The following is a 23,096-nucleotide window of genomic DNA, read 5'->3' as shown; positions in this document are numbered from 1 at the left end:
CGGCATTTGCTGCCATCCGGTAAATACTGTCTCAATACATGAGTTTAATGCGCTGCGCTTTCGCGTAATCGACCAGTTCATCATCCGGGCGGCAGTCGCTGATAATGGTATCAAAGCAGGTTAATTCCCCCATTCGCGCCGGTCGCACTTTGCCAAATTTGCTGTGATCCACGACCAGAACGTGGTACTGCGCCATCGACATCGCCCACTGTTTCACCGGTAACTCTTCCAGATTAAAACAGGTCGCGCCTTTGCTGACATGCACGCCAGCGGCTGAATAGAAGGCGATATCCGGGCACAGGTTATTCAGGGTTTCCTGAAAATTGAGCGGCTTAAAAATGGCATTGCTGGCGTGAAATTCACCGCCGCACAGGATGGCGCGACACAATGGTTTTTCCTGCAACGCCAGAAAGGTATTCAGCGAATAGCAAACAGCGGTGAAGGGGAGGTCATTATCAATGGCTTCAATAATCCACGGCGTGGTGGTGCCACAGTCGAAAAAAAGCGTCTGGTGCGGTTGTACCAGGCTTGCTGCCAGCTGCGCCGCGCGCCGTTTTTCTTCGACCAGACGGGATTTCTGATCGCTGAGTAAATAGTGACTGGCGCTACGGGGTTCCAGAACGATATAGCCACCCAACAATACAACGGGCGCGCTTTGATTGTTCAGGTCGCGACGGATGGTCATCTCAGATACGCCCAGAAGGGTCGCGGCTTCTTTTAGGTGTAATTTATCGCTGCGCTTTAACGCTTGCAGTAATTGACCAATACGCTCGTCGCGTCGTGTTTCCATAGTTCCCCTGGAGAGTTAAGTCATCACCCTGCACAGTACAGGGCGATTAATACTACTCTTTTTTCATCAGATTAGTCACGTACCCAGCCTTTTCGAATGGGAAGCGCAAAACATATGCGATAGCACGTTTGCAGGCTGCGATAGAGCGACGCGCCATATTTTTGCCAAATCATCTGCGCGCTCAGACATCCGATCATTGCCACCAGTAAACCGCCGACCATGTCCAGCGGCCAGTGTACGCCGAGGTAAACGCGCGACCAGGCGATAGTCACCGCCAGCGCCATTAAAACGGCTCCTGACCAGATCCGGTGCCAGAACAAAAATGCCAGCGCAACGGTGAAAATCACCGTACCGTGATCGCTGGGAAACGAGTCATCTGCGGCATGATGCAGGAAGTTATAGCCAATATGGTCGACAAACGGACGATCGTGTGGGAACAGATGCCCCATGACCCAGGAGACGGCCAGACTGACTACCAGGGCGATCGCCATCTTTATGATTAACTGGCGCTGGGTACTGACCTGCTCTCGCGGTCCCCAAAGCCAGAGTACCACCGCCAGCAGCGGCACAATACTGATCAAATCTTTGGCAATGAAAATGGCGAGATCAATTATCCACTGCGCGGAATCGGGGGTGGCGTTGATCAAAGAGAACAGTGAAGTATTAATATTTTCCAGCATAACATTCAGACTTAGCGCAATGAGGTGAATAAAGGACAGCCATGTAAATGACCCGTGCCTGGCTGAGAATAAAAGCCCTGCTAAATACCGTAAAGCGGTATTGTCTTAAAGGTGTCATCTCAGGGTAATTAACAGAGTTCCGACAACATCATAGCGGTAGCAACTTAAATTAACCTTAAAGGAAACAGGTGCTAATCGACATTCTGTAAAAATGTGCGCTATTTGCGGTCAACGCGCATAATTTGCTATATCCGCAGACGCGCTTTCATTACACTTTGCGCGATTTTTCATTTGTGAAGAGATTGCATGCAAAACCGTTTATCTTCTGGCGCCCGACTCGGTCGTCAGGCATTGCTTTTCCCTCTCTGTCTGGTGCTCTACGAATTCTCCACCTATATCGCTAACGATATGATCCAGCCCGGAATGCTGGCGGTAGTGGAACAATACCAGGCCGGAATTGACTGGGTGCCGACATCAATGACCGCCTACCTTGCTGGCGGCATGTTTTTGCAGTGGCTGTTAGGGCCGCTGTCGGATCGCATTGGTCGTCGCCCGGTGATGCTGGCGGGCGTGGTGTGGTTCATCGTCACCTGTCTTGCCACGCTGCTTGCGCAAAACATTGAGCAATTTACCTTTCTGCGCTTCCTGCAGGGGATCAGCCTGTGTTTTATCGGCGCCGTGGGTTATGCCGCGATTCAGGAATCTTTTGAAGAGGCGGTGTGCATTAAAATTACCGCGCTGATGGCCAATGTGGCGCTGATTGCGCCCTTGCTGGGGCCTCTCGTCGGGGCCGCGTGGGTCCATGTGCTGCCGTGGGAAGGCATGTTCGTTCTGTTTGCCGTACTGGCGGCATTCGCCTTTTTCGGCTTACAGCACGCCATGCCGGAAACGGCAACCCGGATAGGCGAAAAGCTCTCGCTGAAAGAGTTGTGGCGGGATTACAAGCTGGTGTTAAAGAACGTGCGCTTTGTGGCAGGCGCACTGGCGCTGGGGTTTGTCAGTTTGCCTCTGCTGGCATGGATCGCGCAGTCTCCCATTATCATCATTAGCGGCGAACAGCTCAGCAGTTATGAATATGGTCTGCTACAGGTTCCTATTTTTGGCGCACTTATCGCAGGGAATCTGGTGCTGGCGCGTCTGACGGCCAGGCGGACGGTCCGTTCGTTAATTATCATGGGCGGCTGGCCGATTATGCTGGGGCTGATTCTCGCGGCTGCGGCGACGGTCGTCTCCTCTCATGCCTATCTGTGGATGACGGCAGGCCTCAGCATCTATGCATTTGGTATTGGCGTGGCAAACGCGGGGCTGGTGCGTTTGACTCTGTTTGCCAGCGACATGAGCAAAGGCACGGTGTCTGCCGCGATGGGCATGTTGCAGATGCTGATTTTTACCGTCGGTATCGAGGTGAGTAAATATGCTTATCTGGGCGGTGGAAACGGTCTGTTTAGCCTGTTTAATCTGGCAAACGGGATTATCTGGCTGCTCCTGATGTTTATCTTCCTGAAAGATAAACAGGTAGGCGCTTCACGGGAAGGATAATCACCAGCCTGCCGGAGCGATCCGGCAGGCTGGCCGTTTGAAACGCCGATCATGCAAAGCAGGGCGCTCGCCGATCAGTGTGAGAACGGTGCCTCGTTGCGAAGAATCCTGTCAATCACGTCCAGCACGCCCTGTTTGTTGTTCGAGCCAGCACGGTACTTAGCGGCGGAGACCACGGCCTCTTTGGCATTCTCCATCGCATAGCTAAAACCGGCCTGGCGCAGCATTTCTATATCGTTACCGCCATCGCCGAAGACAGCGACCTCATCATCGTTGATACCCCAACGTTGTTGGAGCAGACGCAGGCCATTGGCCTTATGTACGCCCGGGATTATCAAATCGATACTGCCGTAACCGGTATGCACCGGCACCATGATGTCGCCGATGGCCTCGTGCAGTTCGGCCTGCAGTTCAGGAATGCGATCTTCGGAAATGTTAAGACCGAATTTAAAGAAAATGTCGTTGATATTGCTGAAGTTATCGACGAATTCAAGACGATGGTAGTACATCGCCGCCATCTCTTTTAAGGCATCATCGTACTGCTTCAGGGTGTACGCACTGTTTTTACCGCAGGCGATTATTTCCACCTCCGGGCGCGTCAGCAAATGGTCAACCACCGCATGAAAATGGGCGCTGGGCAACTTACCGTTGAACACGTCGTTTCCCTCGCTCACCACCCAACCGCCGTTTTCAGCGACGAAGGCGATTTCGTGGGCAATGTCAGGGAAAAAAGAGATAAGCTGATAATACTGGTTGCCGCTGGCGACCACAAAACGGATCCCTTTCTCTTTCATCTGCTGATACTGCGCCATAAACCGGTCACGGTTATAGGTTTTTTGGTCGCTCAGAAAAGTACCATCCATATCTACCGCAATTAACTTGATACCCATTAACCATTCTCCGTCGCAGTGTGCGTTTTTGTTTCTGGTTTAGCGACCGCTTTAGCAACCAGCGCCGCCAGCAGCACCAATGCCAGAACGACCAGCATGGCGCTACGCAACCCATAATGTTCGCCGAGATATCCCAACAGGGGCGGCCCGACGAGGAAGGCGAGATAACCTGTGGTGGCGACCACGCTGACGCGCGTCGGGGCGTCGGGGCCGGTATCGCTGGCGGCAGAGATCGTCAATGGGAAGCCGAGCGAGGCGCCAAGCCCCCAAAGAACCACGGAGACCCCAGCCACCCAGGCGCTATCGACAAAGACGATGAGACCAATACCGATCGCCCCCATTAGCGCGCTGGCGCGCACCACCGCCACGCGGCTATATCTGTCAATAAACCAGCCGCCGGTGAAACGCCCAACGGTCATCCCTAGCGTGAAACCGGCGTATATCAGAGAGCCGGACGTTGGGCTAAATCCGTGCCCGTCTACCATCAGCAACGGTAACCAGTCATTGGCGGACCCTTCCGCAAATGCCATCGCCAGTACCACTACGCCAATAAGCAATAGCTGGATATCCCGGTAAAAGGGCAGCCCTTTTTCCGCAGAATGGGCGCCATCTGCGGCGTTTTTACCGGTGCCGTCGGGGATTTCCCGAATGGCGATAAAAATAGGTGCAATGGCTATCATGCCAGCCAGCAAAATATGCGTTGTGGCCGGTACGCCAAATGCGGTCAACATCATGCCCACACCGGCGCCTGCCAGTGTGCCCAGACTATAAAAGCCATGCATCATCGGCAGGACGGTCTTGTTCATTTCGCGTTCAACCGCCGCGCCCTCGACGTTGATCGCGACCTCTGCAGAACCGAAACTGGCGCCAAAAACACCTAAACCCAGCGCAAAGAGCAGCGGAGAGGTAAGCCCTAACGCAATGCTGAGAATCACCATACCCACGACCGCGCATGACATCGTTATCTGAATAACGTTGCGTGTACCAAATCGCTTCACCAGCCAGGCCGAACACAGAATACCGCTCATCGATCCAATCGAAAGACCAAACAGTACTGCCCCCATTTCCGCCGTTGAAATAGAAAGAATGTCCCGGATGGCGGGGGTGCGCGTCGCCCAGGACGCCATCAGCAATCCTGGTATGAAAAAGAACATAAACAGCGCCCAGGTTCGGCGTCTTAATGCCCTGCGTGATGAACTGGCGGTCATGAATTCAAGCCAAAAAGAGAGGAGAGGAGACAACATTAGCAATTTTGTGTACATTTGTACACAAATGGAATGAGAGGACACAGTGTGCGACGTGCAAACGATCCAAACCGACGAGAAAAAATCGTTCAGGCTACGCTGGAGGCGATAGTGACGCATGGTCTTCATGCCGTGACGCATCGCAAAATCGCCACTATTGCCCAGGTGCCGCTGGGGTCAATGACCTACTACTTTTCAGGCATCGACGATCTTCTGATGGAGGCGTTTAGCGGTTTTACCGAAAGCATGTCGCAGCAATATCAGACCTTTTTTGATGAAGTGAAAGATGCGCAGGGTGCCTGCAATGCCATTACCGACATGATTTACGGCTCACGGGTCACAACGCCGGACAACATGGAACTGATGTACCAGCTGTATGCATTTGCCAGTCGTAAACCGGCCTTAAAACAGGTGATGCAGAACTGGATGCAGCGCAGTCAGCGCACGCTGGAGCAGTGGTTTGATCCGGTCACCGCCCGTGCGCTGGACGCATTCTTAGAAGGTATGACCCTGCATTTTGTGACAGACACCACGCCGCTCGCGCGTGAAGACATTCTGGTGATGGTAAAGCGAATCGCCGGGGAGAGCTGAAGCAACGTCTGCAGTCTCATCCGTCGAGCGTTGCACCCGCCGTCATATTGACCACCGTTGCGGTCATCGCGCTTGCGTGATCCGACGCGAGAAACGCCATCGTCTCAGCCACTTGCGAAAGCGTTGGCAGCCGTTTGAGCATTGTGCTTTGCGCCGCGCCCGCGACCCACTCTTCTACGGATAATCCCATCGCTTGCGCCTTTGGCATAAACACGTCGCGGGTATAAGAGCCGGCCTGCACCGCGTCGGTAATCGCATGACAACGCACGCAGATAGCGCGAATATTTCTCGGGCTGACTTCACTGGCCAGCGCTCTGGTGAACGCTTCCGTCCCTGCACAGCCGACAATGTGACCGGAGTGGCCCGACACCGCCATGTGGCCTGCGGGAGCAACGACCGTGAGGATTGTTCCTCTACGTTCACCCCCCATATGGGGAATAACCGCTTTGGATATATTGAAGTGTGCAGACAGAAACGGGCTTATACCCTGCATAAATTCGGCCAGAGATAATTCTGCGATTCCTTTTCCCTGATTGTGGTTAAAGCCGGTTGCGTTTACCACGATGTCAATGCCGCCGGCCTGTTGGGCCAGTTGCGTCGTGCGCGTCAGGGTGGACTGCTCGTCGAGTACGTCGAGGGTAAATGTCCCGGCCATTCCTCCTGCGGCGCGGATTTCGCCAGCCACCCGATCCAGGCAAGTCTGGTGGCGTGCGCCAAGGTACACCTGCGCCCCTTCACGCGCCATCACATGCGCAACCGCGCTGCCAATTGCGCCGCTACCCCCGAAAATGACAGCGATTTTGCCTTCAAGAAGCATTGCGTTATCCCATCACCCGTCTGCCCATTCAAAATTATGGGCAATAACCCGCATCATGCAAGCGGCGCAGGTGGGCAGCAGGTTATGTTGCAGGCGCTGATTCTAGGGCAAGGTCACGGGGGCTGCTTTTTCTTCGCGTTCAGAGAGTTCACGTATGGCCTGCGCTAACTTTTCCTGGCTCTCACTTAATTGATTCGAAAGGGCTATATTGCTGACCGTCAGGGCATCAATTTCTGTCTGATGTTTTTTGTTTTTTTGGACAAGAATGACCGCCAGGACAGGAGCAAGTAAGGCTAACAAGGGTACAAAAACGAGAAATAAAATCATGTCTAAATCCTTTTACGCTATCAATATGAAACAGTTGTACGTTTTATACATGCAATCACTTCGATATCCGAAAAAGCACATTCGAAATTATTTTCTGTCGTTGGAATTTTAATTATAGCCGTAGTCAGTCTTGTCGCGATGGCGACCAGGAATCGAGAGTGTTCAGAAGTGAAGAGGGCGAAAACGTCAGGGGGAAGGAACTCAGATTTCTGCGACCGGTTTTAGCGCAGGCACCATTTTGTCGCCACACTCGTTAAAAGCGTGCTCTAAGTAGCTGATTTGAAGGGGGCTGAAATTCAGGCAACAAAAAACCCATCAACCTTGAACCAAAACGGCGGGGTTGATGGGCTCCACAAATTGGGGACATCAAAGAAAAGCAGTGGCACTAGTTATGACTGACACCTTTAAGAAAAGTTCTACTAACCTGCAAAAATTTTTCACTTAAAGGCAAATGTCCGTTTTATCCTAAGCCGGGCCAGATGATGACGATCAGTGTCCCCGCCAGCGTCAGCAAGACGTTGGCAATCGCATAGGTGCCTGCATAACCTAACGCAGGGATGTTGCTGCGTGCGGTATCGCTGATGATTTCCATCGCTGGGGCGCAGGTACGAGCCCCCATCATCGCGCCAAACAATAAGGCGCGGTTCATACGTAATACATAGGCGCCAAACAGGAAGCAGATGACAACGGGCACCAGGCTGACCACCAGACCCGCAATCAGCATTTGTCCGCCGACAGCACCAAGTCCGTTGCCGATACCACTACCTGCACTCAAACCGACGCCTGCCATGAATACCATCAGGCCAAACTCTTTCACCATGTTCAGCGCTCCCTGAGGGATGTAGCCAAAGGTGGGGTGGTTGGCGCGCAGAAAGCCCAGCATGATTCCGGCAAACAGCAGCCCGGCAGCATTACCGATCCCAAAGCTGAAGTTGCTGAACTGGAAGGTGATCATCCCGATCATCAGGCCAATGATAAAGAAAGCGCAGAAGGCCAGCAGGTCAGTGACCTGGCTGTGGATGGAGATAAATCCAATGCGATCCGCAATGGTTTTGACGCGACGGGCATCGCCGCTCACCTGCAGGACATCACCTTTGTTCAGCACCACGTTGTCGTCGATGGGCATCTCAATCTGGCTGCGGATCACGCGGTTAAGAAAACAACCGTGGTCAGTGAGTTTCAACTGCGCAAGACGGCGTCCCACGGCATTGTGGTTTTTCACCACGATCTCTTCGGTGACGATGCGCATGTCGAGCAAATCGCGATCGAAGACCTCTTTCCCGTTACGGAAGCTGTGATCGAGGCGGGCGTGGGCATCAGGGTAACCCACTAACGCGATTTCATCGCCCATTTGCAACACCGCATCACCATCGGGATTCGCCAGAATACCGTTACGGCGGATCCGCTCGATGTAGCAGCCGGTCTGACGATAAATACCCAGCTCGCGCAGATTTTTACCGTCGGCCCATGCAACGAGTTCCGGCCCCACACGGTAGGCGCGAATCACCGGCAGATAGACTTTACGGTTAGCGTCAGTGTCCAGACCGCGTTCACGCGCGATCTGCTGGGCGCTGGTTTGCAGATCCTGGTGCTGGAGTTTAGGCAGGTAGCGGGCGCCGACAATTAAACTGACCAGGCCTATGAGATAGGTCAGCGCGTAGCCCAGGCTCAGATTATCCAGCGCGGCGGAAAGCTGAGAACTCGCCATTCCGGAATGGCGCAGCGTGTCGCCCGCACCGACAAGCACCGGCGTGGAGGTCATCGAACCGGCGAGCATACCGGCCGTCAGGCCGATGTCCCAGCCAAACAGCTTACCTAACCCCAGGGCGATCAGCATGGCGCTACCCACCATCACCAGGGCTAACATCAGATAATTTTTCCCATCGCGAAAAAAAATGGAAAAAAAGTTAGGCCCAGCTTCCACGCCGACACAGAAAATAAACAGCATAAAGCCGAGATTCAGGGCGTCAGTGTTAATACTGAAGTGCTGCTGCCCTAATAATAATGAGACGACTAAAACGCCAATGGAATTACCAAGTTGGACCGATCCCAGGCGCAATTTGCCCAGACACAGGCCAAGCGCAAGGACCACAAATAATAACAGGATGTAATTCCCATTTAACAAATCTGCGACGTTTATATTCACGGAGACTAACTTCTTGTTTACTAGTAAGCTGTTGAAAGAAATGACAATTTACGCTAATGTTTTTGCCATGAATTAAGGGGCGACGACATCGTGCACAGCCTCCAAAATAAAAGCAACAAAGCAATTTATGCGGTTAGTTTAATCTCATTACGTATCAACGGCTATAAGAATCGTGTGGGCGTGTTTTGGCATGGAATGCCGGATGACTTTATCTGACTGGACGCCTTCGGGCGAAAAGAGTGTTCGATAGAGATAGTGTCAGGAGGAACGATTGAAACATAAACAAGGTTGGGCAGGCGCTGTCTGCTGCTTTGTACTCTTTATTGTGGTGTGTCTTTCATTAGTGATGAACGTGAAAGGGGCGTTTCGGGCTGCAGGTCATCCTGAGATTGGGTTACTGTTTTTTACGCTACCCGGTGCCGTGGCCAGTTTCTGGTCCCATCGCAGGGAAGTGATTAAACCCCTGTTTGGCGCGATGCTGGCGGCGCCCTGTTGTCTGTTGCTAATGCGGTTTTTTTTCACACCAACCCGCTCTTTGTGGCAGGAGCTTGCGTGGTTGTTTAGCGCGGTGTTCTGGTGTGCGCTTGGGGCACTCTGCTTTTTATTTATCAGCAATTTGTTTGACCCACGGCGCAAGAAAAGCGAATAACGCCCTCATGACGAGGGCGTTACGTCGCATCAGGCAAACAGATTGACGTTCTCTTTTGCCCATGCTTCAAAATCGGTGCAGCCGCCGATGTGTTTTTGATCGACAAAAATCTGCGGTACGGTCTCAACCGGTTTGCCAACAGTCTTTTCCAGATCTGCTTTCGAAATCCCTTCAGCGTGAATATCGATATAGCGATAGTTGAAATCGTCGTGCTCGTTGCTTAATTTCTCTGCCAGCTCTTTGGCACGTACGCAATAGGGGCATCCTGGACGACCGAAAATCACGGTAAACATTGTTTCTCTCCTCGAACTTACTGAGCCTGACGGCGAATCCAGTAATGATGCCGCTAAATGGCGTGGATGAAAAGCAGGTTGCACCTGTTGCTTTGATATCTTTAGGCTATATCTGTTAAGCAAGGTATATCCGAACGCTTTACAATGAGCATCCGTTCATCGGGAGACATCATATGCGGACGATTGGCGCGCTACCCAAAAGTGTGTTGATACTCGAGTTTTTCGGTATGGTGATACTGGCGCTGGCCCTGTTATCGCTCAATCACACTCTCACACTGCCTGCACCTTTTAACACCTCGCTGGCGGAGATAGCGATGATCTTTATTGGCGTCCTGCTGATGCTGCCTGCCGCAGTCGTGCTGATGTGGCGAATCGCGCAACGACTCGCTCCGCAACTGATGATGCGTACCCCCGACACCTCATCCCGTTCTGACAGAGATAAACCTCATGACTCCAACCATTGATTTACTGCGTGGCCACCGTTCTATTCGCCATTTTACTGATGAAGCGCTCTCCGATGCGCAGCGCGAGGCGATTATCGCCGCCGCGCAGGGAACGTCGAGCTCCAGCTTTCTGCAGTGCAGCTCTATCATCCGTATTACCGATAAAACACGGCGTGAAGCGCTGGTAAACTTAACCGGCGGGCAAAAACACGTGGCTCAGGCCGCTGAGTTCTGGGTGTTTTGCGCGGATTTTAATCGCCATTTACAGATTTGCCCCGATGCCCAGTTAGGCCTCGCGGAGCAGTTATTGCTGGGTGTCGTCGACACCGCGATGATGGCGCAAAATGCGCTGACCGCCGCAGAATCTCTGGGGCTGGGTGGAGTGTTCATTGGGGGGCTGCGTAATAATATCGAGGCGGTAACGGAAATGCTGAAATTGCCAAAACACGTGCTGCCGCTGTTTGGCTTGTGTCTCGGTTGGCCCGCCGATAATCCTGGGATTAAACCGCGTTTGCCAGCCGGATTGATTGTTCACGAGAACCAGTATCAGCCGATGGATGCTGCTTTGTTAGCACACTATGACGAGCAGATCGCGCACTATTACCAGACGCGAGACAGCAACACGCGCCGCGATACCTGGAGCGATCATATTCGGCGTACCATCATTAAAGAAAACCGACCTTTCATTCTGGAATATTTACATAAACAAGGCTGGGCGACGCGCTAAAGGCAATAACCCAGTGTATGATACGCAGGCTTTTACCAGGTCTTTCAGAGAGGTGCAGGGTGAAAATTGCCATTTTGTCCCGGGACGGAACGCTCTATTCTTGTAAACGCCTGCGAGAGGCGGCGATGAAACGCGGCCATCTGGTTGATATTCTCGATCCCCTTTCCTGCTATATGAACGTGAGTCCGGCAGGGTCGTCCATTCATTACAAAGGCCGCCAGCTTCCTCAGTATGATGCAGTCATCCCGCGTATTGGCTCCGCGATAACGTTTTACGGCACGGCGTCCCTGCGTCAGTTTGAGCTGCTCGGCAGCTACCCGCTTAATGAATCCGTTGCGATCACCCGCGCGCGCGACAAGCTGCGTTCGTTACAGTTACTCGCCCGGCAAGGGATCGATTTGCCCATTACGGGGATCGCCCATTCGCCAGATGACACCAGTGATCTGATCGAGATGGTTGGCGGCGCGCCGCTGGTGGTTAAACTGGTCGAGGGAACGCAGGGGATTGGCGTCGTGCTGGCCGAAACGCGCCAGGCGGCGGAGAGCGTGGTTGACGCCTTTCGCGGGCTTAACGCGCATATTCTGGTGCAGGAGTATATTGCGGAAGCCAAAGGTCGCGATATTCGCTGTCTGGTGGTGGGCGACGAGGTTGTGGCGGCTATCGAACGGCGGGCAAAAGAGGGCGATTTTCGCTCTAACCTGCATCGCGGCGGTGTTGCCAGCATTGCCCAAATTACGGCACGTGAACGAGAGATTGCCATCAAGGCTGCGCAAACGCTGGGGCTGGATGTCGCGGGTGTCGATATTTTGCGTGCCGAGCGGGGGCCGTTAGTGATGGAAGTGAACGCATCGCCAGGCCTGGAAGGGGTAGAGAAAACCACAGGGGTTGATATTGCCGGGCGAATGATCCAGTGGATTGAACGTCACGCGACAGCCGAATTTTGCCTTAAAACGGGTGGCTAATCTCAATATTGTCCCTAATCGTGGTATGACGCGGTCTTTTTGCGTAAGCTGTGCCCGGTATTTTTTCATCGTAAGAGGTAGCACATTATTATGACATCACTGGTCGTTCCCACTCTGGATACGTTGCGTCAATGGCTCGACGACCTGGGCATGAGTTTTTTTGAATGTGATACTTGCCAGGCGCTGCATTTACCGCATATGCAGAACTTCGATGGCATCTACGACGCAAAAATTGATTTGGTGGATAACACGCTGCTGTTTTCTGCCATGGCGGAAGTCAGACCTTCCGCGCTGTTGCCGCTGGCGGCCGATTTATCCGCGATTAACGCCAGTTCGTTAACCGTGAAGGCGTTTCTCGATATGCAGGATGACAATCTGCCGAAGCTGGTGGTCTGCCAGTCGTTATCCGTGATGCCTGGGGTGACGTACGAACAGTTTGAGTGGTTTGTTCGTCAGAGCGAAGAGCAGATCTCAATGGTTATCCTGGAAGCAGGGGCGCACCAACTTTTGTTCAGCGCTGACGAAGACGCGCAAAAAGACGGCGCTGAAAACCATTTTCTTCACTGATCTCTTTCAAAAAAAAGCAGCCGCTGCCAAAGCGGCTACTGTTTTCATTGCGTTATGCTGCATTTAACCTTTTCTTAAAGAATTATTCACTTCCTTTCTGGCTGTTTCGCTTTACGTCATAGACAAATCCTGCATAAAAAATTGATAAAAGGCGTTTTTTAATCTGAGCTATAGTCTCAAACCCTGGCTAAAGTTATTCTTGCGAGGCTTTTATATCGCGAGCAATGACGGCAGGGGGAGAGTCGACTCTTCTTTACCTGTGTCGGATGAAAAAATATGCATATTTTTTGCATATCTTAGAATGTGACAATATTGATTCGTTTGTTAACGGATTTTCATAAGGAAAGAGATTATGACCGCCTTAAATAAAAAATGGCTATCGGGTCTGGTTGCGGGCGCTTTGATGGCCGTCTCTGCCGGCACGCTCGCTGCTGAACAAAAAACCCTTCATATCTATAACTGGTCTGATTATATCGCCCCGGATACGGTGGCTAATTTTGAAAAAGAGACAGGCATTAAAGTTATCTATGACGTGTTTGACTCCAATGAAGTCCTTGAAGGTAAGTTGATGGCCGGGAGTACCGGTTTTGATCTGGTGGTGCCATCCGCGAGCTTTATGGAACGTCAGTTAACGGCGGGTGTGTTTCAACCTCTGGATAAAAGCAAACTTCCTGACTGGAAAAACCTCGATCCTGAATTATTGAAGCTGGTTGCCAAGCACGATCCGGGCAATAAATTTGCGATGCCGTATATGTGGGCGACGACCGGTATTGGCTACAACGTCGATAAAGTGAAAGCGGTGCTGGGGGAAGATGCTCCGGTGAACAGCTGGGATCTGATCTTTAAACCTGAAAATCTCGAGAAGCTGAAAAGCTGTGGTGTCTCTTTCCTGGACGCGCCTGAAGAGGTGTTTTCTACGGTGCTGAACTATCTGGGCAAAGATCCGAACAGTACTAAGGCAGATGATTATACCGGCCCGGCAACCGAGCTGTTGCTGAAGCTGCGTCCCAATATTCGCTACTTCCATTCCTCGCAATACATCAACGATCTGGCCAATGGCGACATTTGCGTGGCGATTGGTTGGGCAGGGGACGTCTGGCAGGCCGCTAACCGTGCAAAAGAAGCTAAAAATGGCGTAAATATTTCCTATTCAATCCCGAAAGAGGGGGCGATGGCGTTCTTTGACGTCTTTGCGATGCCTGCTGACGCGAAGAATAAAGAGGAGGCTTATCAGTTCCTTAACTATCTGTTGCGCCCGGATGTGATTGCTCACATTTCCGACCATGTGTTCTACGCTAACGCTAACAAAGAAGCGACAACGTTGGTCAGTCCGGAAGTCCGTGACAACCCGGGTATTTATCCGCCAGCGGATGTACGCGCCAAAATGTTCACGCTGAAAGTTCAGGATCCGAAGATCGACCGTGTTCGTACACGTGCCTGGACCAAAGTGAAGAGCGGTAAATAAGCGTTTGAGGTTATTGCCCGGTAACGCGCACGCTTACCCGCCCTGCAGGACATTACGTTTTGTGGGGCGGGTAACTAACACGCTACCCGGCAATGCGCACCGTGATGGTGCGTAATTTGCCCTGTTTTTTGTTTTATGCCGGAGAGCACCCCGTGAATGAGCCAATCCTCCGCCCGCAGGCGAAAATCCGTAAAGCGCTAACGCCGCTTCTTGAAATCCGCAATCTGACTAAGTCATATGACGGTCAGAGTGCCGTGGATGACGTCAATCTCACTATTTATAAAGGCGAAATATTTGCATTACTTGGCGCATCGGGCTGCGGGAAATCCACGCTGCTGCGTATGCTGGCGGGTTTTGAACAACCGACCACCGGACAAATCATCCTGGATGGCGTTGATTTGGCGCATGTACCGCCTTATCTACGCCCGATCAATATGATGTTTCAGTCTTATGCGCTGTTTCCACACATGACGGTGGAGCAGAACATTGCGTTCGGCCTCAAGCAAGACAAGCTGCCAAAGGGCGAAATCGACGCACGAGTGACTGAAATGCTGGGGCTGGTGCACATGCAGGAGTTTGCCAAACGTAAGCCGCACCAGCTTTCAGGTGGGCAACGTCAGCGCGTGGCACTGGCGCGCAGTCTGGCTAAGCGTCCGAAGTTACTGCTGCTGGACGAACCCATGGGCGCACTGGATAAAAAACTGCGTGACCGGATGCAACTGGAAGTGGTCGATATCCTCGAACGCGTGGGCGCGACCTGCGTCATGGTAACGCATGACCAGGAAGAAGCGATGACCATGGCCGGGCGTATTGCGATCATGAATCGCGGGAAGTTCGTACAAATTGGCGAGCCGGAAGAGATCTATGAACATCCGACCACTCGGTATAGCGCGGAGTTTATCGGTTCTGTGAATGTCTTTGAGGGCTTGTTGAAAGACCGTCAGGAAAATGGACTGGTGATCGACTCTCCGGGGCTAGTGCATCCGTTGAAGGTGGATGCCGATGCGTCGATTGTCGATAACGTGCCGGTGTATGTCGCGCTTCGTCCAGAGAAGATCATGTTGTGTGAGGCGCCACCGGCCGATGGTTACAATTTTGCCGTGGGTGAAGTGGTGCATATTGCCTATCTCGGCGATCTCTCCATTTATCATGTGCGTGTGAAAAGCGGCCAGATGATCAGCGCCCAGTTACAGAATGAACACCGCTATCGCAAAGGTTTACCCACCTGGGGCGATGAAGTGCGTCTGTGTTGGGATGCGGACAGCTGTGTGGTGTTGACGGTTTAAGGAGCGAAGATGAGTACACTTGAACCTCCGGCACGCGTGAACAAACACAGCAATTTCACGCTGTTTATGTCGCGTATGCAAATGAAGCACGGGCGCAAGATGGTCATTGCGCTGCCCTATATCTGGCTGATCCTGCTCTTTCTGCTGCCGTTTCTGATTGTCTTTAAAATCAGTCTGTCGGAGATGGCGCGGGCGATTCCGCCGTATACCAATCTGATGGAGTGGGCTGACGGGCAGTTGTCTGTCACGCTCAATCTGGGGAATTTCCTGCAACTGACGGACGATCCGCTCTATTTTGACGCGTATCTGCAATCACTTCAGGTGGCGGGGATTTCGACACTCTGCTGTTTACTGCTGGGGTATCCGTTGGCGTGGGCGGTGGCGCACAGCAAATCTTCGACGCGCAACATCCTGCTGTTGCTGGTGATTTTACCGTCATGGACCTCGTTTTTGATCCGTGTTTATGCCTGGATGGGGATCCTGAAAAACAACGGGGTGCTGAATAACTTCCTGATGTGGCTGGGGGTCATCGATCAGCCGTTGACGATTCTGCACACCAATCTGGCTGTGTACATTGGAATTGTGTATGCCTATCTGCCGTTTATGGTACTGCCGATTTATACCGCGTTAACGCGCATTGATTATTCGCTGGTGGAGGCCTCGCTGGATTTAGGGGCAAAACCGTTGAAAACCTTCTTCAGTGTCATCGTGCCGCTGACGAAGGGCGGCATTATTGCCGGGTCGATGCTGGTCTTTATCCCGGCGGTCGGGGAGTTTGTGATCCCGGAATTGCTCGGTGGTCCGGACAGCATCATGATAGGTCGCGTGCTCTGGCAGGAATTCTTCAACAACCGTGACTGGCCGGTCGCTTCTGCGGTGGCCATTATCATGCTGTTACTGCTGATCGTACCGATCATGTGGTTCCACAAACATCAGCAAAAAAGTGCGGGGGAACACGGATGAATAACTTACCGGTAGTCCGTTCGCCCTGGCGAATCTTCATTCTGGTGCTTGGTTTTACCTTCCTCTATGCGCCGATGCTGATGCTGGTGATTTACTCCTTTAACAGCTCCAAACTGGTGACGGTCTGGGCGGGCTGGTCCACGCGTTGGTACGGCGAGCTTTTTCACGATGAAGCGATGATGAGCGCAGTCGCCCTGAGCCTGACCATTGCCGCCTGTGCGGCCACCATGGCGGTGATTCTCGGCACCATTGCTGCCGTGGTGATGGTTCGCTTTGGGCGTTTTCGCGGCTCCACCGGGTTTGCGTTTATGATAACGGCGCCGCTGGTGATGCCAGACGTCATTACCGGACTGTCGTTGCTGCTGCTGTTTGTGGCATTGGGACACGCTATCGGCTGGCCGGCGGATCGTGGCATGTTGACCATCTGGCTGGCGCACGTCACCTTCTGTACCGCGTATGTGGCGGTGGTGATTTCATCAAGGTTGCGCGAACTGGATCAATCGATTGAAGAGGCGGCGATGGATCTTGGCGCCACACCGTTGAAAGTGTTCTTTGTGATCACCTTGCCGATGATTATGCCGGCGGTGATCTCCGGCTGGCTGTTGGCCTTCACGCTCTCGCTTGACGATCTGGTTATCGCCAGCTTTGTCTCTGGTCCTGGTGCGACGACCTTACCGATGCTGGTTTTCTCCAGCGTACGAATGGGGGTTAACCCGGAAATAAACGCCTTAGCGACCCTGATCCTTGGGGTGGTCGGAATTGTCGGATTTATCGCCTGGTATCTGATGGCACGTATGGAAAAACAACGGATCCGCGATATCCAGCGTGCAAGACGCGGCTGAAGAAACTAAAATCTGCCCACCTGGCTACACTCTGCCGCGCTTGTCGCGGCATTGCTTTCACGGAAGAGAACACGTTGGGATTTTTTAAAAAATCAGCCTCATCACATGCTCGTTTGAATGTCCCTGCTTTGGTGCAGGTGGCGGCGCTCGCCATTATTATGATCCGCGGCCTTGACTTGCTGATGATTTTTAACACGCTTGGCGTGCCGGGAATCGCTGAATTTATTCATCGCAGCGTGCAGACATGGAACCTGACCCTGGTCTTTTTGGGGAGTCTGGTACTGGTATTTGTCGAAATTTTCTGCGCGTTTTCGTTAGTCAAAGGGCGCAACTGGGCCCGCTGGATCTATCTGCTGACCCAGGTCATTGCGACCGGTTATCTGTGGGCGGCTTCGCTGGGGTACGGCTATCCTGAACTGTTCAGCATCGCAGGCGAGTCAAAACGTGAGATCCTACGTACCCTTGTGATGCAAAAACTGCCCGATATGCTGGTTTTGCTGCTGCTGTTTATTCCTCCCGCCAGCCGCCGGTTTTTCCGCCTGCAATAATGTGTATAATCACCGCCCTGGTAATTTGAAGGTTTTCTTATGCACTGCGCACTCTATGACGCAGGTCGCTGCCGCTCTTGTCAGTGGATCACAGCGCCGATAAGCGAGCAACTCGCCGCCAAAACAGCCGAACTGCAAAACTTGTTGACCGAACGCCCGGTCACCGAGTGGTGTGCGCCTGTCTGCGGCCCTGAACAGGGATTTCGCAATAAGGCGAAAATGGTGGTCAGCGGCAGCGTGGAGAAACCACTGCTGGGAATGCTTCATCGTGATGGCACGCCGGAAGATCTCTGCGATTGCCCGCTGTACCCTGACTCTTTCGCCCCCATTTTTGCGACGCTGAAACCGTTTATCGCACGGGCTGGACTGACGCCCTACAATGTGGTGCGCAAGCGTGGCGAACTGAAATACATCCTGCTGACACAAAGCCAGCAGGATGGCGGCATGATGTTGCGCTTTGTGTTGCGTTCAGAGGCTAAACTCGGGCAATTACGTGCGGCGTTGCCGTGGTTACTGGCGCAGTTACCCCAACTGAAGGTCATTACCGCGAATATTCAGCCTGTGCATATGGCGATCATGGAAGGGGAGACGGAAATCTTCCTGACCGAGCAGCAGGCGCTGGCGGAACGTTTTAACGGCGTACCGCTGTGGATCCGCCCACAGAGCTTTTTCCAGACTAACCCCGTGGTGGCAAGCCAATTATATGCAACGGCGCGTGACTGGGTGCGGCAACTTCCGGTCAACCATATGTGGGATCTGTTCTGTGGCGTTGGCGGGTTTGGCCTGCACTGCGCGACGCCGGAGATGACGCTTACCGGAATTGAAATCGCCCCGGAGGCGATCGCCTGCGCAAAGCAATCCGCCCGTGAATTAGGGTTACAGAATCTGCATTTTCAGGCGCTGGACTCAACCCAATTTGCCACCGCTCAGGGGGGCGTACCTGAACTGGTGCTGGTCAATCCACCGCGTCGCGGTATTGGGAAGGCGCTGTGTGACTATTTAAGCCAGATGGCGCCGGAATACATTATCTATTCCAGCTGTAACGCACAGACAATGGCGAAAGATATCGGCGAATTACCGGGTTATCGCATTGAACGCGTCCAGCTTTTCGACATGTTCCCGCATACCGCCCATTATGAAGTGTTGACGCTGCTGGTCAGACAATCATAAAGCCGCTTATCACTACACCGTTAGTTTAAGACCGAGATATCCGGGGCGACCACCGGGTTTGGCGTCCCTCCGGGAACCAAATCCCGGTGTTTCCCCTCATTCATTGTCTTAAGTGAACGGTGTTACGCGATAAGCGGCTTTATTCATTTCCGGTCTTACTGCGGGAACCATTGATCGCTGATTTTCTGATACGTGCCGTCGGCTTTAATGGCGGCCAGCGCACCGTTCAGTTTTTCCAGCAGGGCTTTATTATCCGGGCGGACGGCGATGCCAAGACCGGTACCGAAGTATTGCGGATCGGTCACTTTTTCCGTGGCAGTGCCCAGTTGAGGGTTGGTTTTCAGCCACTCATTCACCACTGCGGTATCGCCGAATACGCCATCAATACGGCCATTCTTCAGGTCGATAATCGCATTTTGATAGCTGTCATAGGCCACGGTTTTTACCTCAGGGTGTTTGTCCTGCAGGTACTTCTGGTGGGTGGTGCCGTTTTCCATACCGATACGCTTGCCTTTCAGATCCGAGAAGGTCTTGTAGGTCTCTTTTTTCGCAATCACTAACGCAGAGTTGGCGTAGTAAGGCGTGGTAAATGAGACCTGCTTGCTACGTTCCGGCGTAATGTCCATACCCGAAATCACCGCGTCATATTTTTTGAATTTTAAGGCGGGGATCAGGCTGTCAAAAGCATGATTGGTAAAAGTACATTCAGCCTGCATTTGTTTGCATAATGCTGTCGCCAGATCGATATCAAAACCGACAATTTTGTTGTTCGCATCCATCGATTCAAAAGGAGGGTAAGTGGCGGAAACGCCGAAATTGATCTTTTCAGCCGCTGCGGCGCCAGTTGCAAACGTTGCGAGTAATGCAGCCAGAACTAACTTTTTCATTGTGAAACTCCCGTCTGTCAATCTTATGATTTTTACCGTGTCTGCGGTACGAATTCACAATGCCATTTAATGAATTTATATGCAATAAAAACGATTAGTTATTTTGTGATGAATAAAAAAAGACGGACAATTGTGAGACTTGTCCGTCTTGTTGATTCGCCGTTATGCAGTTTAAGGTTTAATTTCTGCGCTCAAACGCCAGGGCTTTACGCTCGACCAAACGCATCAGCAGCGTCAGCAGGCCGTTAACGATCAGGTAAATGACGCCTGCCGCGCCGAAGACCATCACATCATAGGTGCGACCGTACAGCAACTGACCATGTCCCATCACTTCCATCAGCGTAATGGTGTACGCCAGCGAGGTACTTTTGAAGACCAGTACCACTTCGTTAGAGTAAGAGGAGAGGGCGCGTTTAAAGGCGTACGGCAACAGAATCGCCAGCGTGTCTTTTTTGCTCATCCCCAGCGCGCCGCAGGACTGCCATTGCCCCTCTGGAATGGCGCGGATAGCGCCATAGAACAGCTGCGTGGTATACGCTGCGCTGTTCAGTGATAACGCAATTAACGCGCACAGCCACGGCTCCGAGAGCAGATGCCACAGAACCGGATACTCTTGCAGCGACGGGAACTGTCCTGGTCCGTAGTAGATCAGGAAGATCTGCACCAGCAGCGGTGTTCCGGTAAACAGCGTGATATAGGCGCGAACCACCCAGACCAGCACTGGCGTTTTCAGCGTCAGGATGATGGTGAAAACCAGCGCCAGGATCAGGGCAACCACAATCGACGCCACGGTCAGCGTCAGGCTGGTATGCAGCCCTTTCATTAACTCAGGTAAATACTCAAGCATCAGCCCGGTCTCCGTTCAAAACGTGTCGCGCGCAGGTCAATGCGTTTGAGAATGTACTGACTAACCAGGGTGATGACCAGATAGATAGCCGCCGCCACGATGTACCATGTGAATGGTTCCTGGGTTCGGGTGGCAATACTTTTTGTTTGCAGCATCAGGTCGTTGACGCTGATAAGACTGACTAACGCGGTATCTTTCAGCAACACCAGCCACTGGTTACCCAGTCCCGGCAGAGCATGACGCCACATTTGCGGCATCACCAGGCGAAAGAAAATCGCCGCTTTTGACAGACCCAACGCCTGACCCGATTCCCATTGCCCGAGCGGAACAGCTTTCAACGCCCCACGCAGAGTCTGCGAGGCATAGGCCGCATACAGCAGCGACAAGGCAATCACACCGCAGAGAAACGGACTAACGTCGAAGTTTTCGATCTGCATTTGCAGCGGAATCTGCACAACGCCGAGGTTAATGGTGAATCCGTCCGACAGCATTAACAGAAGCTGAGAGGAGCCGAAATAGATAAACAGCACGACCAGAATTTCTGGCAGTCCGCGCAGAATCGTGACCAGCGCCGAACCTGCCCATGCAACCGGACGCCATTTTGCTGACTCCCAGACTGCAAAGAACATGGCGAGCGCCAGGCCAATGATCAGTGCGCAAACGGCAAGGCCGACGGTCATCCCGGCGGCGCTTGCTAAAGGAAAAAATTCATTCATCAAGGATTACTTCTGGAACCATTTGTTATAGATGGTTTCGTACGTCCCATCTTTCTTCACTTTTTCCAGCGCAGTGTTGAATTTCTGCTGCAGCTCGCTGTTGCCCTGACGGACCGCAATGCCCAGACCTGTGCCGAAGTAATCTTTATCGGTGACTTTGTCGCCCACCGGTGCCAGCTTCGGATTGTCCTTCAGCCATTCAGTCACCACAGCGGTGTCACCAAAGACGCCATCAATACGGCCGTTTTGCAGATCCAGTTTGGCATTCTGGTAGCTGTCGTACGGAACGGTCGTGATTTCCGGATGCTTATCCATGATGAATTTCTGGTGCGTGGTGCCGTTTTGTACACCGACTTTTTTGCCTTTCAGCTGATCAACGCCGGTAAATTTACCCTGCTGACCAATGAACAACGCAGAGTTGTCGTAGTACGGGGTGGTGAACAGCACCTGTTTTTCACGCTCCGGCGTGATATCCATCCCCGCCATGACCGCATCGAAACGACGGAATTTGAGGCTTGGGATCAGGCTGTCAAACGCCTGGTTAGTGAACGTACAGGTCGCATCAATCTCTTTACACAGCGCATTCGCCAGATCAACGTCAAAACCGACGATCTTGTTGTTAGCGTCCATGGATTCAAACGGAGGATACGACGCTTCAGTAGCGAAACGAATGGTCTGGGCTGCTGTAGCAGAAAGGCTAAAACTGGCAATTAGCGCGGCAATCAGAACTTTTTTCATTGTCATTGTCCCGAAACTTAGTGAGAGAGATAGTTTTTAAATGCATCGGTCTGCGGATCCGCAAAGCAGCTCGCATCCCCTTGCTCGACGATATGACCGTTTTCCATATACACCACGCGGCTGGCGGTTTTACGCGCCACTTCCACTTCGTGAGTGACGATCACCTGAGTAATGTTGGTTTCAGCCAGTTCACGAATGATACTGACGATTTGGGCAGTGATTTCCGGGTCCAGCGCGGCTGTCGGTTCATCAAACAACAGAATCTGGGGTTCCATCATCAGCGCGCGCGCAATGGCCACACGCTGTTGTTGACCGCCGGAAAGGTGCAACGGGTAACGATCGCTGTACGGCTTCAGACGCAGACGTTCCAGCAGTTTTTCCGCGCGCGCCAGCGCCTGGTCTTTGCTCAGACCCAGTACGCGGCAGGGCGCTTCAATCAGATTTTGTTGTACCGTGAGATGGGGCCACAGATTGTATTGCTGAAAGACCATGCCCACGTTCTGACGCAGCTCGCGAATCGCCTTATCGGAAGGCGATTTCATGAAGTCGAAATGGTTACCTGCGATAGTGAGTGTGCCGGAACGCGGCATCTCAAGCAGATTGAGTACGCGCAGTAGCGAGCTTTTACCCGCCCCGCTTGGGCCAAGTAACACCAGTGTTTCGCCCTGAGGGCAATCCAGCGTGATATCGAACAGCGCCTGATGCGCGCCGTAGAAGCAGTTAATGCCGTTTAATTGAATACTCATTGACACTCGTATACTGGCAGTCTGATAGCTATTGAAGCCGCAGATACTACCTTTGACAGAATAGTTATGCAATATTTATGCGTTAAAAGTTAAATGCAAACCGCATTCTTCACTAAACATAGCACAAAATAGCGGAGTCGGTGGGCGGCAAGAATAATTGTCGGCATTCTATGCAGAATGCCAGACAATTTATGGGGGTTATGATTTAGGCATCTGAGGGGAT

The 23,096-nt window shown here is 52.5% G+C and carries 26 protein-coding genes; 13 read left to right on the top strand and 13 right to left on the bottom strand.

Annotated elements, in window-relative coordinates; translation table 11 throughout:
* Nucleotides 1–31: 31 nt before the first annotated feature.
* On the bottom strand, nucleotides 32–790 hold the full coding sequence (gene deoR / locus AC07UY_RS10640) for a DNA-binding transcriptional repressor DeoR (protein ID WP_494659451.1): 759 nt from the start codon (nucleotides 788–790) through the stop codon (nucleotides 32–34).
* 71 nt (nucleotides 791–861) lie between these two features.
* Nucleotides 862–1,470 carry an undecaprenyl-diphosphate phosphatase gene (gene ybjG / locus AC07UY_RS10635; RefSeq protein WP_494659452.1) on the bottom strand — a complete coding sequence of 203 codons (609 nt, stop codon included), beginning with the start codon at nucleotides 1,468–1,470 and terminating at the stop codon, nucleotides 862–864.
* A 306-nt stretch (nucleotides 1,471–1,776) separates the two neighbouring features.
* Here ybjG and AC07UY_RS10630 point away from each other — a divergent pair, with 306 nt between their 5' ends.
* A complete protein-coding gene (locus AC07UY_RS10630) occupies nucleotides 1,777–3,009 on the top strand; it encodes an MFS transporter (RefSeq protein ID WP_494659453.1) in 1,233 nt (410 codons plus the stop codon).
* A 74-nt stretch (nucleotides 3,010–3,083) separates the two neighbouring features.
* Here AC07UY_RS10630 and AC07UY_RS10625 read toward each other — a convergent pair whose 3' ends face one another.
* Both AC07UY_RS10625 and AC07UY_RS10620 read right to left on the bottom strand, forming a co-directional pair.
* Complete coding sequence (locus AC07UY_RS10625) at nucleotides 3,084–3,899, bottom strand: Cof-type HAD-IIB family hydrolase (protein ID WP_494701153.1); 816 nt, start codon at nucleotides 3,897–3,899, stop codon at nucleotides 3,084–3,086.
* Nucleotides 3,899–5,107, bottom strand: coding sequence for an MFS transporter (locus tag AC07UY_RS10620; RefSeq protein ID WP_494701186.1), 1,209 nt, complete (start codon nucleotides 5,105–5,107; stop codon nucleotides 3,899–3,901). Before AC07UY_RS10620 ends, AC07UY_RS10625 begins: the two co-directional genes overlap by 1 nt.
* A gap of 84 nt (nucleotides 5,108–5,191) precedes the next feature.
* Here AC07UY_RS10620 and AC07UY_RS10615 point away from each other — a divergent pair, with 84 nt between their 5' ends.
* Nucleotides 5,192–5,734 carry a TetR/AcrR family transcriptional regulator gene (locus AC07UY_RS10615; RefSeq protein ID WP_494701152.1) on the top strand — a complete coding sequence of 181 codons (543 nt, stop codon included), beginning with the start codon at nucleotides 5,192–5,194 and terminating at the stop codon, nucleotides 5,732–5,734.
* 16 nt (nucleotides 5,735–5,750) lie between these two features.
* On the opposite strand, the gene AC07UY_RS10610 is transcribed toward AC07UY_RS10615, so the two are convergent.
* The 3 genes from AC07UY_RS10610 to AC07UY_RS10600 form a co-directional block, all read right to left on the bottom strand.
* Nucleotides 5,751–6,551, bottom strand: coding sequence for an SDR family NAD(P)-dependent oxidoreductase (locus AC07UY_RS10610; RefSeq protein WP_494701151.1), 801 nt, complete (start codon nucleotides 6,549–6,551; stop codon nucleotides 5,751–5,753).
* Between the two features lie 102 nt (nucleotides 6,552–6,653).
* Nucleotides 6,654–6,878, bottom strand: coding sequence for a hypothetical protein (locus AC07UY_RS10605; RefSeq protein ID WP_494701150.1), 225 nt, complete (start codon nucleotides 6,876–6,878; stop codon nucleotides 6,654–6,656).
* Nucleotides 6,879–7,338: 460 nt separating this feature from the next.
* Nucleotides 7,339–9,024, bottom strand: coding sequence for an aspartate:alanine antiporter (locus AC07UY_RS10600; RefSeq protein WP_271444992.1), 1,686 nt, complete (start codon nucleotides 9,022–9,024; stop codon nucleotides 7,339–7,341).
* Nucleotides 9,025–9,295: 271 nt separating this feature from the next.
* On the opposite strand from AC07UY_RS10600, the gene AC07UY_RS10595 reads away from it, so the two are divergent.
* Nucleotides 9,296–9,673, top strand: coding sequence for an inner membrane protein YbjM (locus tag AC07UY_RS10595; RefSeq protein WP_203358337.1), 378 nt, complete (start codon nucleotides 9,296–9,298; stop codon nucleotides 9,671–9,673).
* A 29-nt stretch (nucleotides 9,674–9,702) separates the two neighbouring features.
* On the opposite strand, the gene AC07UY_RS10590 is transcribed toward AC07UY_RS10595, so the two are convergent.
* Nucleotides 9,703–9,966 (bottom strand): GrxA family glutaredoxin, encoded by a 264-nt coding sequence (locus tag AC07UY_RS10590; protein ID WP_203358336.1) that lies wholly within the window; start codon nucleotides 9,964–9,966, stop codon nucleotides 9,703–9,705.
* Nucleotides 9,967–10,139: 173 nt separating this feature from the next.
* Between AC07UY_RS10590 and AC07UY_RS10585 the strand changes: the two genes are divergently transcribed.
* The 10 genes from AC07UY_RS10585 (at nucleotide 10,140) to rlmC (ending at nucleotide 18,939) form a co-directional block, all read left to right on the top strand.
* Entirely contained in the window at nucleotides 10,140–10,430 is a 291-nt protein-coding gene (locus tag AC07UY_RS10585; RefSeq protein ID WP_494659459.1) for a YbjC family protein, read from the top strand.
* Nucleotides 10,414–11,136, top strand: a complete 723-nt coding sequence (nfsA, locus tag AC07UY_RS10580; protein WP_494701149.1) for an oxygen-insensitive NADPH nitroreductase — start codon at nucleotides 10,414–10,416, stop codon at nucleotides 11,134–11,136. The genes AC07UY_RS10585 and nfsA overlap by 17 nt, the downstream gene beginning before the upstream one ends.
* 59 nt (nucleotides 11,137–11,195) lie before the next feature.
* A complete protein-coding gene (gene rimK / locus AC07UY_RS10575) occupies nucleotides 11,196–12,098 on the top strand; it encodes a 30S ribosomal protein S6--L-glutamate ligase (protein ID WP_203358333.1) in 903 nt (300 codons plus the stop codon).
* A gap of 90 nt (nucleotides 12,099–12,188) precedes the next feature.
* The gene (locus AC07UY_RS10570) at nucleotides 12,189–12,665 is read left to right on the top strand and encodes a type III secretion system chaperone family protein (protein WP_203358332.1); all 477 of its coding nucleotides are present in this window, start codon (nucleotides 12,189–12,191) and stop codon (nucleotides 12,663–12,665) included.
* Nucleotides 12,666–13,017: 352 nt separating this feature from the next.
* Nucleotides 13,018–14,130, top strand: a complete 1,113-nt coding sequence (gene potF, locus AC07UY_RS10565; RefSeq protein WP_203358331.1) for a spermidine/putrescine ABC transporter substrate-binding protein PotF — start codon at nucleotides 13,018–13,020, stop codon at nucleotides 14,128–14,130.
* A 152-nt stretch (nucleotides 14,131–14,282) separates the two neighbouring features.
* Entirely contained in the window at nucleotides 14,283–15,416 is a 1,134-nt protein-coding gene (gene potG / locus AC07UY_RS10560) for a putrescine ABC transporter ATP-binding subunit PotG (protein WP_494659461.1), read from the top strand.
* A 9-nt stretch (nucleotides 15,417–15,425) separates the two neighbouring features.
* Nucleotides 15,426–16,379 (top strand): putrescine ABC transporter permease PotH, encoded by a 954-nt coding sequence (potH, locus tag AC07UY_RS10555; protein ID WP_494659462.1) that lies wholly within the window; start codon nucleotides 15,426–15,428, stop codon nucleotides 16,377–16,379.
* Nucleotides 16,376–17,221 (top strand): putrescine ABC transporter permease PotI, encoded by an 846-nt coding sequence (potI, locus tag AC07UY_RS10550; protein WP_203358328.1) that lies wholly within the window; start codon nucleotides 16,376–16,378, stop codon nucleotides 17,219–17,221. The genes potH and potI overlap by 4 nt, the downstream gene beginning before the upstream one ends.
* A gap of 50 nt (nucleotides 17,222–17,271) precedes the next feature.
* Complete coding sequence (locus AC07UY_RS10545) at nucleotides 17,272–17,769, top strand: YbjO family protein (protein WP_494659556.1); 498 nt, start codon at nucleotides 17,272–17,274, stop codon at nucleotides 17,767–17,769.
* 39 nt (nucleotides 17,770–17,808) lie between these two features.
* Nucleotides 17,809–18,939: a 23S rRNA (uracil(747)-C(5))-methyltransferase RlmC gene (gene rlmC, locus AC07UY_RS10540; protein ID WP_494701148.1), complete on the top strand. Its 1,131-nt coding sequence runs from the start codon at nucleotides 17,809–17,811 to the stop codon at nucleotides 18,937–18,939.
* A 155-nt stretch (nucleotides 18,940–19,094) separates the two neighbouring features.
* Here the strand turns inward: rlmC and artJ are convergent, their stop codons facing one another.
* The 5 genes from artJ to artP all read right to left on the bottom strand — a co-directional run bounded on the left by artJ (nucleotide 19,095) and on the right by artP (nucleotide 22,873).
* On the bottom strand, nucleotides 19,095–19,826 hold the full coding sequence (artJ, locus tag AC07UY_RS10535; RefSeq protein ID WP_494701147.1) for an arginine ABC transporter substrate-binding protein ArtJ: 732 nt from the start codon (nucleotides 19,824–19,826) through the stop codon (nucleotides 19,095–19,097).
* Nucleotides 19,827–20,004: 178 nt separating this feature from the next.
* Nucleotides 20,005–20,673 carry an arginine ABC transporter permease ArtM gene (artM, locus tag AC07UY_RS10530; RefSeq protein ID WP_192611724.1) on the bottom strand — a complete coding sequence of 223 codons (669 nt, stop codon included), beginning with the start codon at nucleotides 20,671–20,673 and terminating at the stop codon, nucleotides 20,005–20,007.
* A complete protein-coding gene (gene artQ, locus AC07UY_RS10525; RefSeq protein WP_203358325.1) occupies nucleotides 20,673–21,389 on the bottom strand; it encodes an arginine ABC transporter permease ArtQ in 717 nt (238 codons plus the stop codon). Before artQ ends, artM begins: the two co-directional genes overlap by 1 nt.
* Before the next feature lie 6 nt (nucleotides 21,390–21,395).
* A complete protein-coding gene (gene artI, locus AC07UY_RS10520; RefSeq protein WP_192611726.1) occupies nucleotides 21,396–22,127 on the bottom strand; it encodes an arginine ABC transporter substrate-binding protein ArtI in 732 nt (243 codons plus the stop codon).
* A gap of 17 nt (nucleotides 22,128–22,144) precedes the next feature.
* Nucleotides 22,145–22,873: an arginine ABC transporter ATP-binding protein ArtP gene (gene artP, locus AC07UY_RS10515; RefSeq protein WP_203358324.1), complete on the bottom strand. Its 729-nt coding sequence runs from the start codon at nucleotides 22,871–22,873 to the stop codon at nucleotides 22,145–22,147.
* Nucleotides 22,874–23,096: the final 223 nt, after the last annotated feature.

This window comes from Citrobacter sp. GW821-FHT02E08, from assembly GCF_059421685.1.
Note: the sequence above shows the minus strand (reverse complement) of the source record. Positions and strands in the feature narration are given on the sequence as shown.

What these genes read in the sequence shown, in the direction of transcription:
- AC07UY_RS10610 (WP_494701151.1), bottom strand. Translation starts at nt 6,551, where the DNA reads ATGCTTCTTGAAGGCAAAATCGCTGTCATTTTCGGGGGTAGCGGCGCA.
- AC07UY_RS10605 (WP_494701150.1), bottom strand. Translation starts at nt 6,878, where the DNA reads ATGATTTTATTTCTCGTTTTTGTACCCTTGTTAGCCTTACTTGCTCCT.
- potI (WP_203358328.1), top strand. Translation starts at nt 16,376, where the DNA reads ATGAATAACTTACCGGTAGTCCGTTCGCCCTGGCGAATCTTCATTCTG.
- AC07UY_RS10630 (WP_494659453.1), top strand. Translation starts at nt 1,777, where the DNA reads ATGCAAAACCGTTTATCTTCTGGCGCCCGACTCGGTCGTCAGGCATTG.
- AC07UY_RS10570 (WP_203358332.1), top strand. Translation starts at nt 12,189, where the DNA reads ATGACATCACTGGTCGTTCCCACTCTGGATACGTTGCGTCAATGGCTC.
- artQ (WP_203358325.1), bottom strand. Translation starts at nt 21,389, where the DNA reads ATGAATGAATTTTTTCCTTTAGCAAGCGCCGCCGGGATGACCGTCGGC.
- nfsA (WP_494701149.1), top strand. Translation starts at nt 10,414, where the DNA reads ATGACTCCAACCATTGATTTACTGCGTGGCCACCGTTCTATTCGCCAT.
- artP (WP_203358324.1), bottom strand. Translation starts at nt 22,873, where the DNA reads ATGAGTATTCAATTAAACGGCATTAACTGCTTCTACGGCGCGCATCAG.
- AC07UY_RS10620 (WP_494701186.1), bottom strand. Translation starts at nt 5,107, where the DNA reads ATGACCGCCAGTTCATCACGCAGGGCATTAAGACGCCGAACCTGGGCG.
- potF (WP_203358331.1), top strand. Translation starts at nt 13,018, where the DNA reads ATGACCGCCTTAAATAAAAAATGGCTATCGGGTCTGGTTGCGGGCGCT.
- artM (WP_192611724.1), bottom strand. Translation starts at nt 20,673, where the DNA reads ATGCTTGAGTATTTACCTGAGTTAATGAAAGGGCTGCATACCAGCCTG.
- AC07UY_RS10625 (WP_494701153.1), bottom strand. Translation starts at nt 3,899, where the DNA reads ATGGGTATCAAGTTAATTGCGGTAGATATGGATGGTACTTTTCTGAGC.
- AC07UY_RS10585 (WP_494659459.1), top strand. Translation starts at nt 10,140, where the DNA reads ATGCGGACGATTGGCGCGCTACCCAAAAGTGTGTTGATACTCGAGTTT.
- artJ (WP_494701147.1), bottom strand. Translation starts at nt 19,826, where the DNA reads ATGAAAAAGTTAGTTCTGGCTGCATTACTCGCAACGTTTGCAACTGGC.
- artI (WP_192611726.1), bottom strand. Translation starts at nt 22,127, where the DNA reads ATGAAAAAAGTTCTGATTGCCGCGCTAATTGCCAGTTTTAGCCTTTCT.
- rlmC (WP_494701148.1), top strand. Translation starts at nt 17,809, where the DNA reads ATGCACTGCGCACTCTATGACGCAGGTCGCTGCCGCTCTTGTCAGTGG.
- deoR (WP_494659451.1), bottom strand. Translation starts at nt 790, where the DNA reads ATGGAAACACGACGCGACGAGCGTATTGGTCAATTACTGCAAGCGTTA.
- ybjG (WP_494659452.1), bottom strand. Translation starts at nt 1,470, where the DNA reads ATGCTGGAAAATATTAATACTTCACTGTTCTCTTTGATCAACGCCACC.
- AC07UY_RS10590 (WP_203358336.1), bottom strand. Translation starts at nt 9,966, where the DNA reads ATGTTTACCGTGATTTTCGGTCGTCCAGGATGCCCCTATTGCGTACGT.
- potH (WP_494659462.1), top strand. Translation starts at nt 15,426, where the DNA reads ATGAGTACACTTGAACCTCCGGCACGCGTGAACAAACACAGCAATTTC.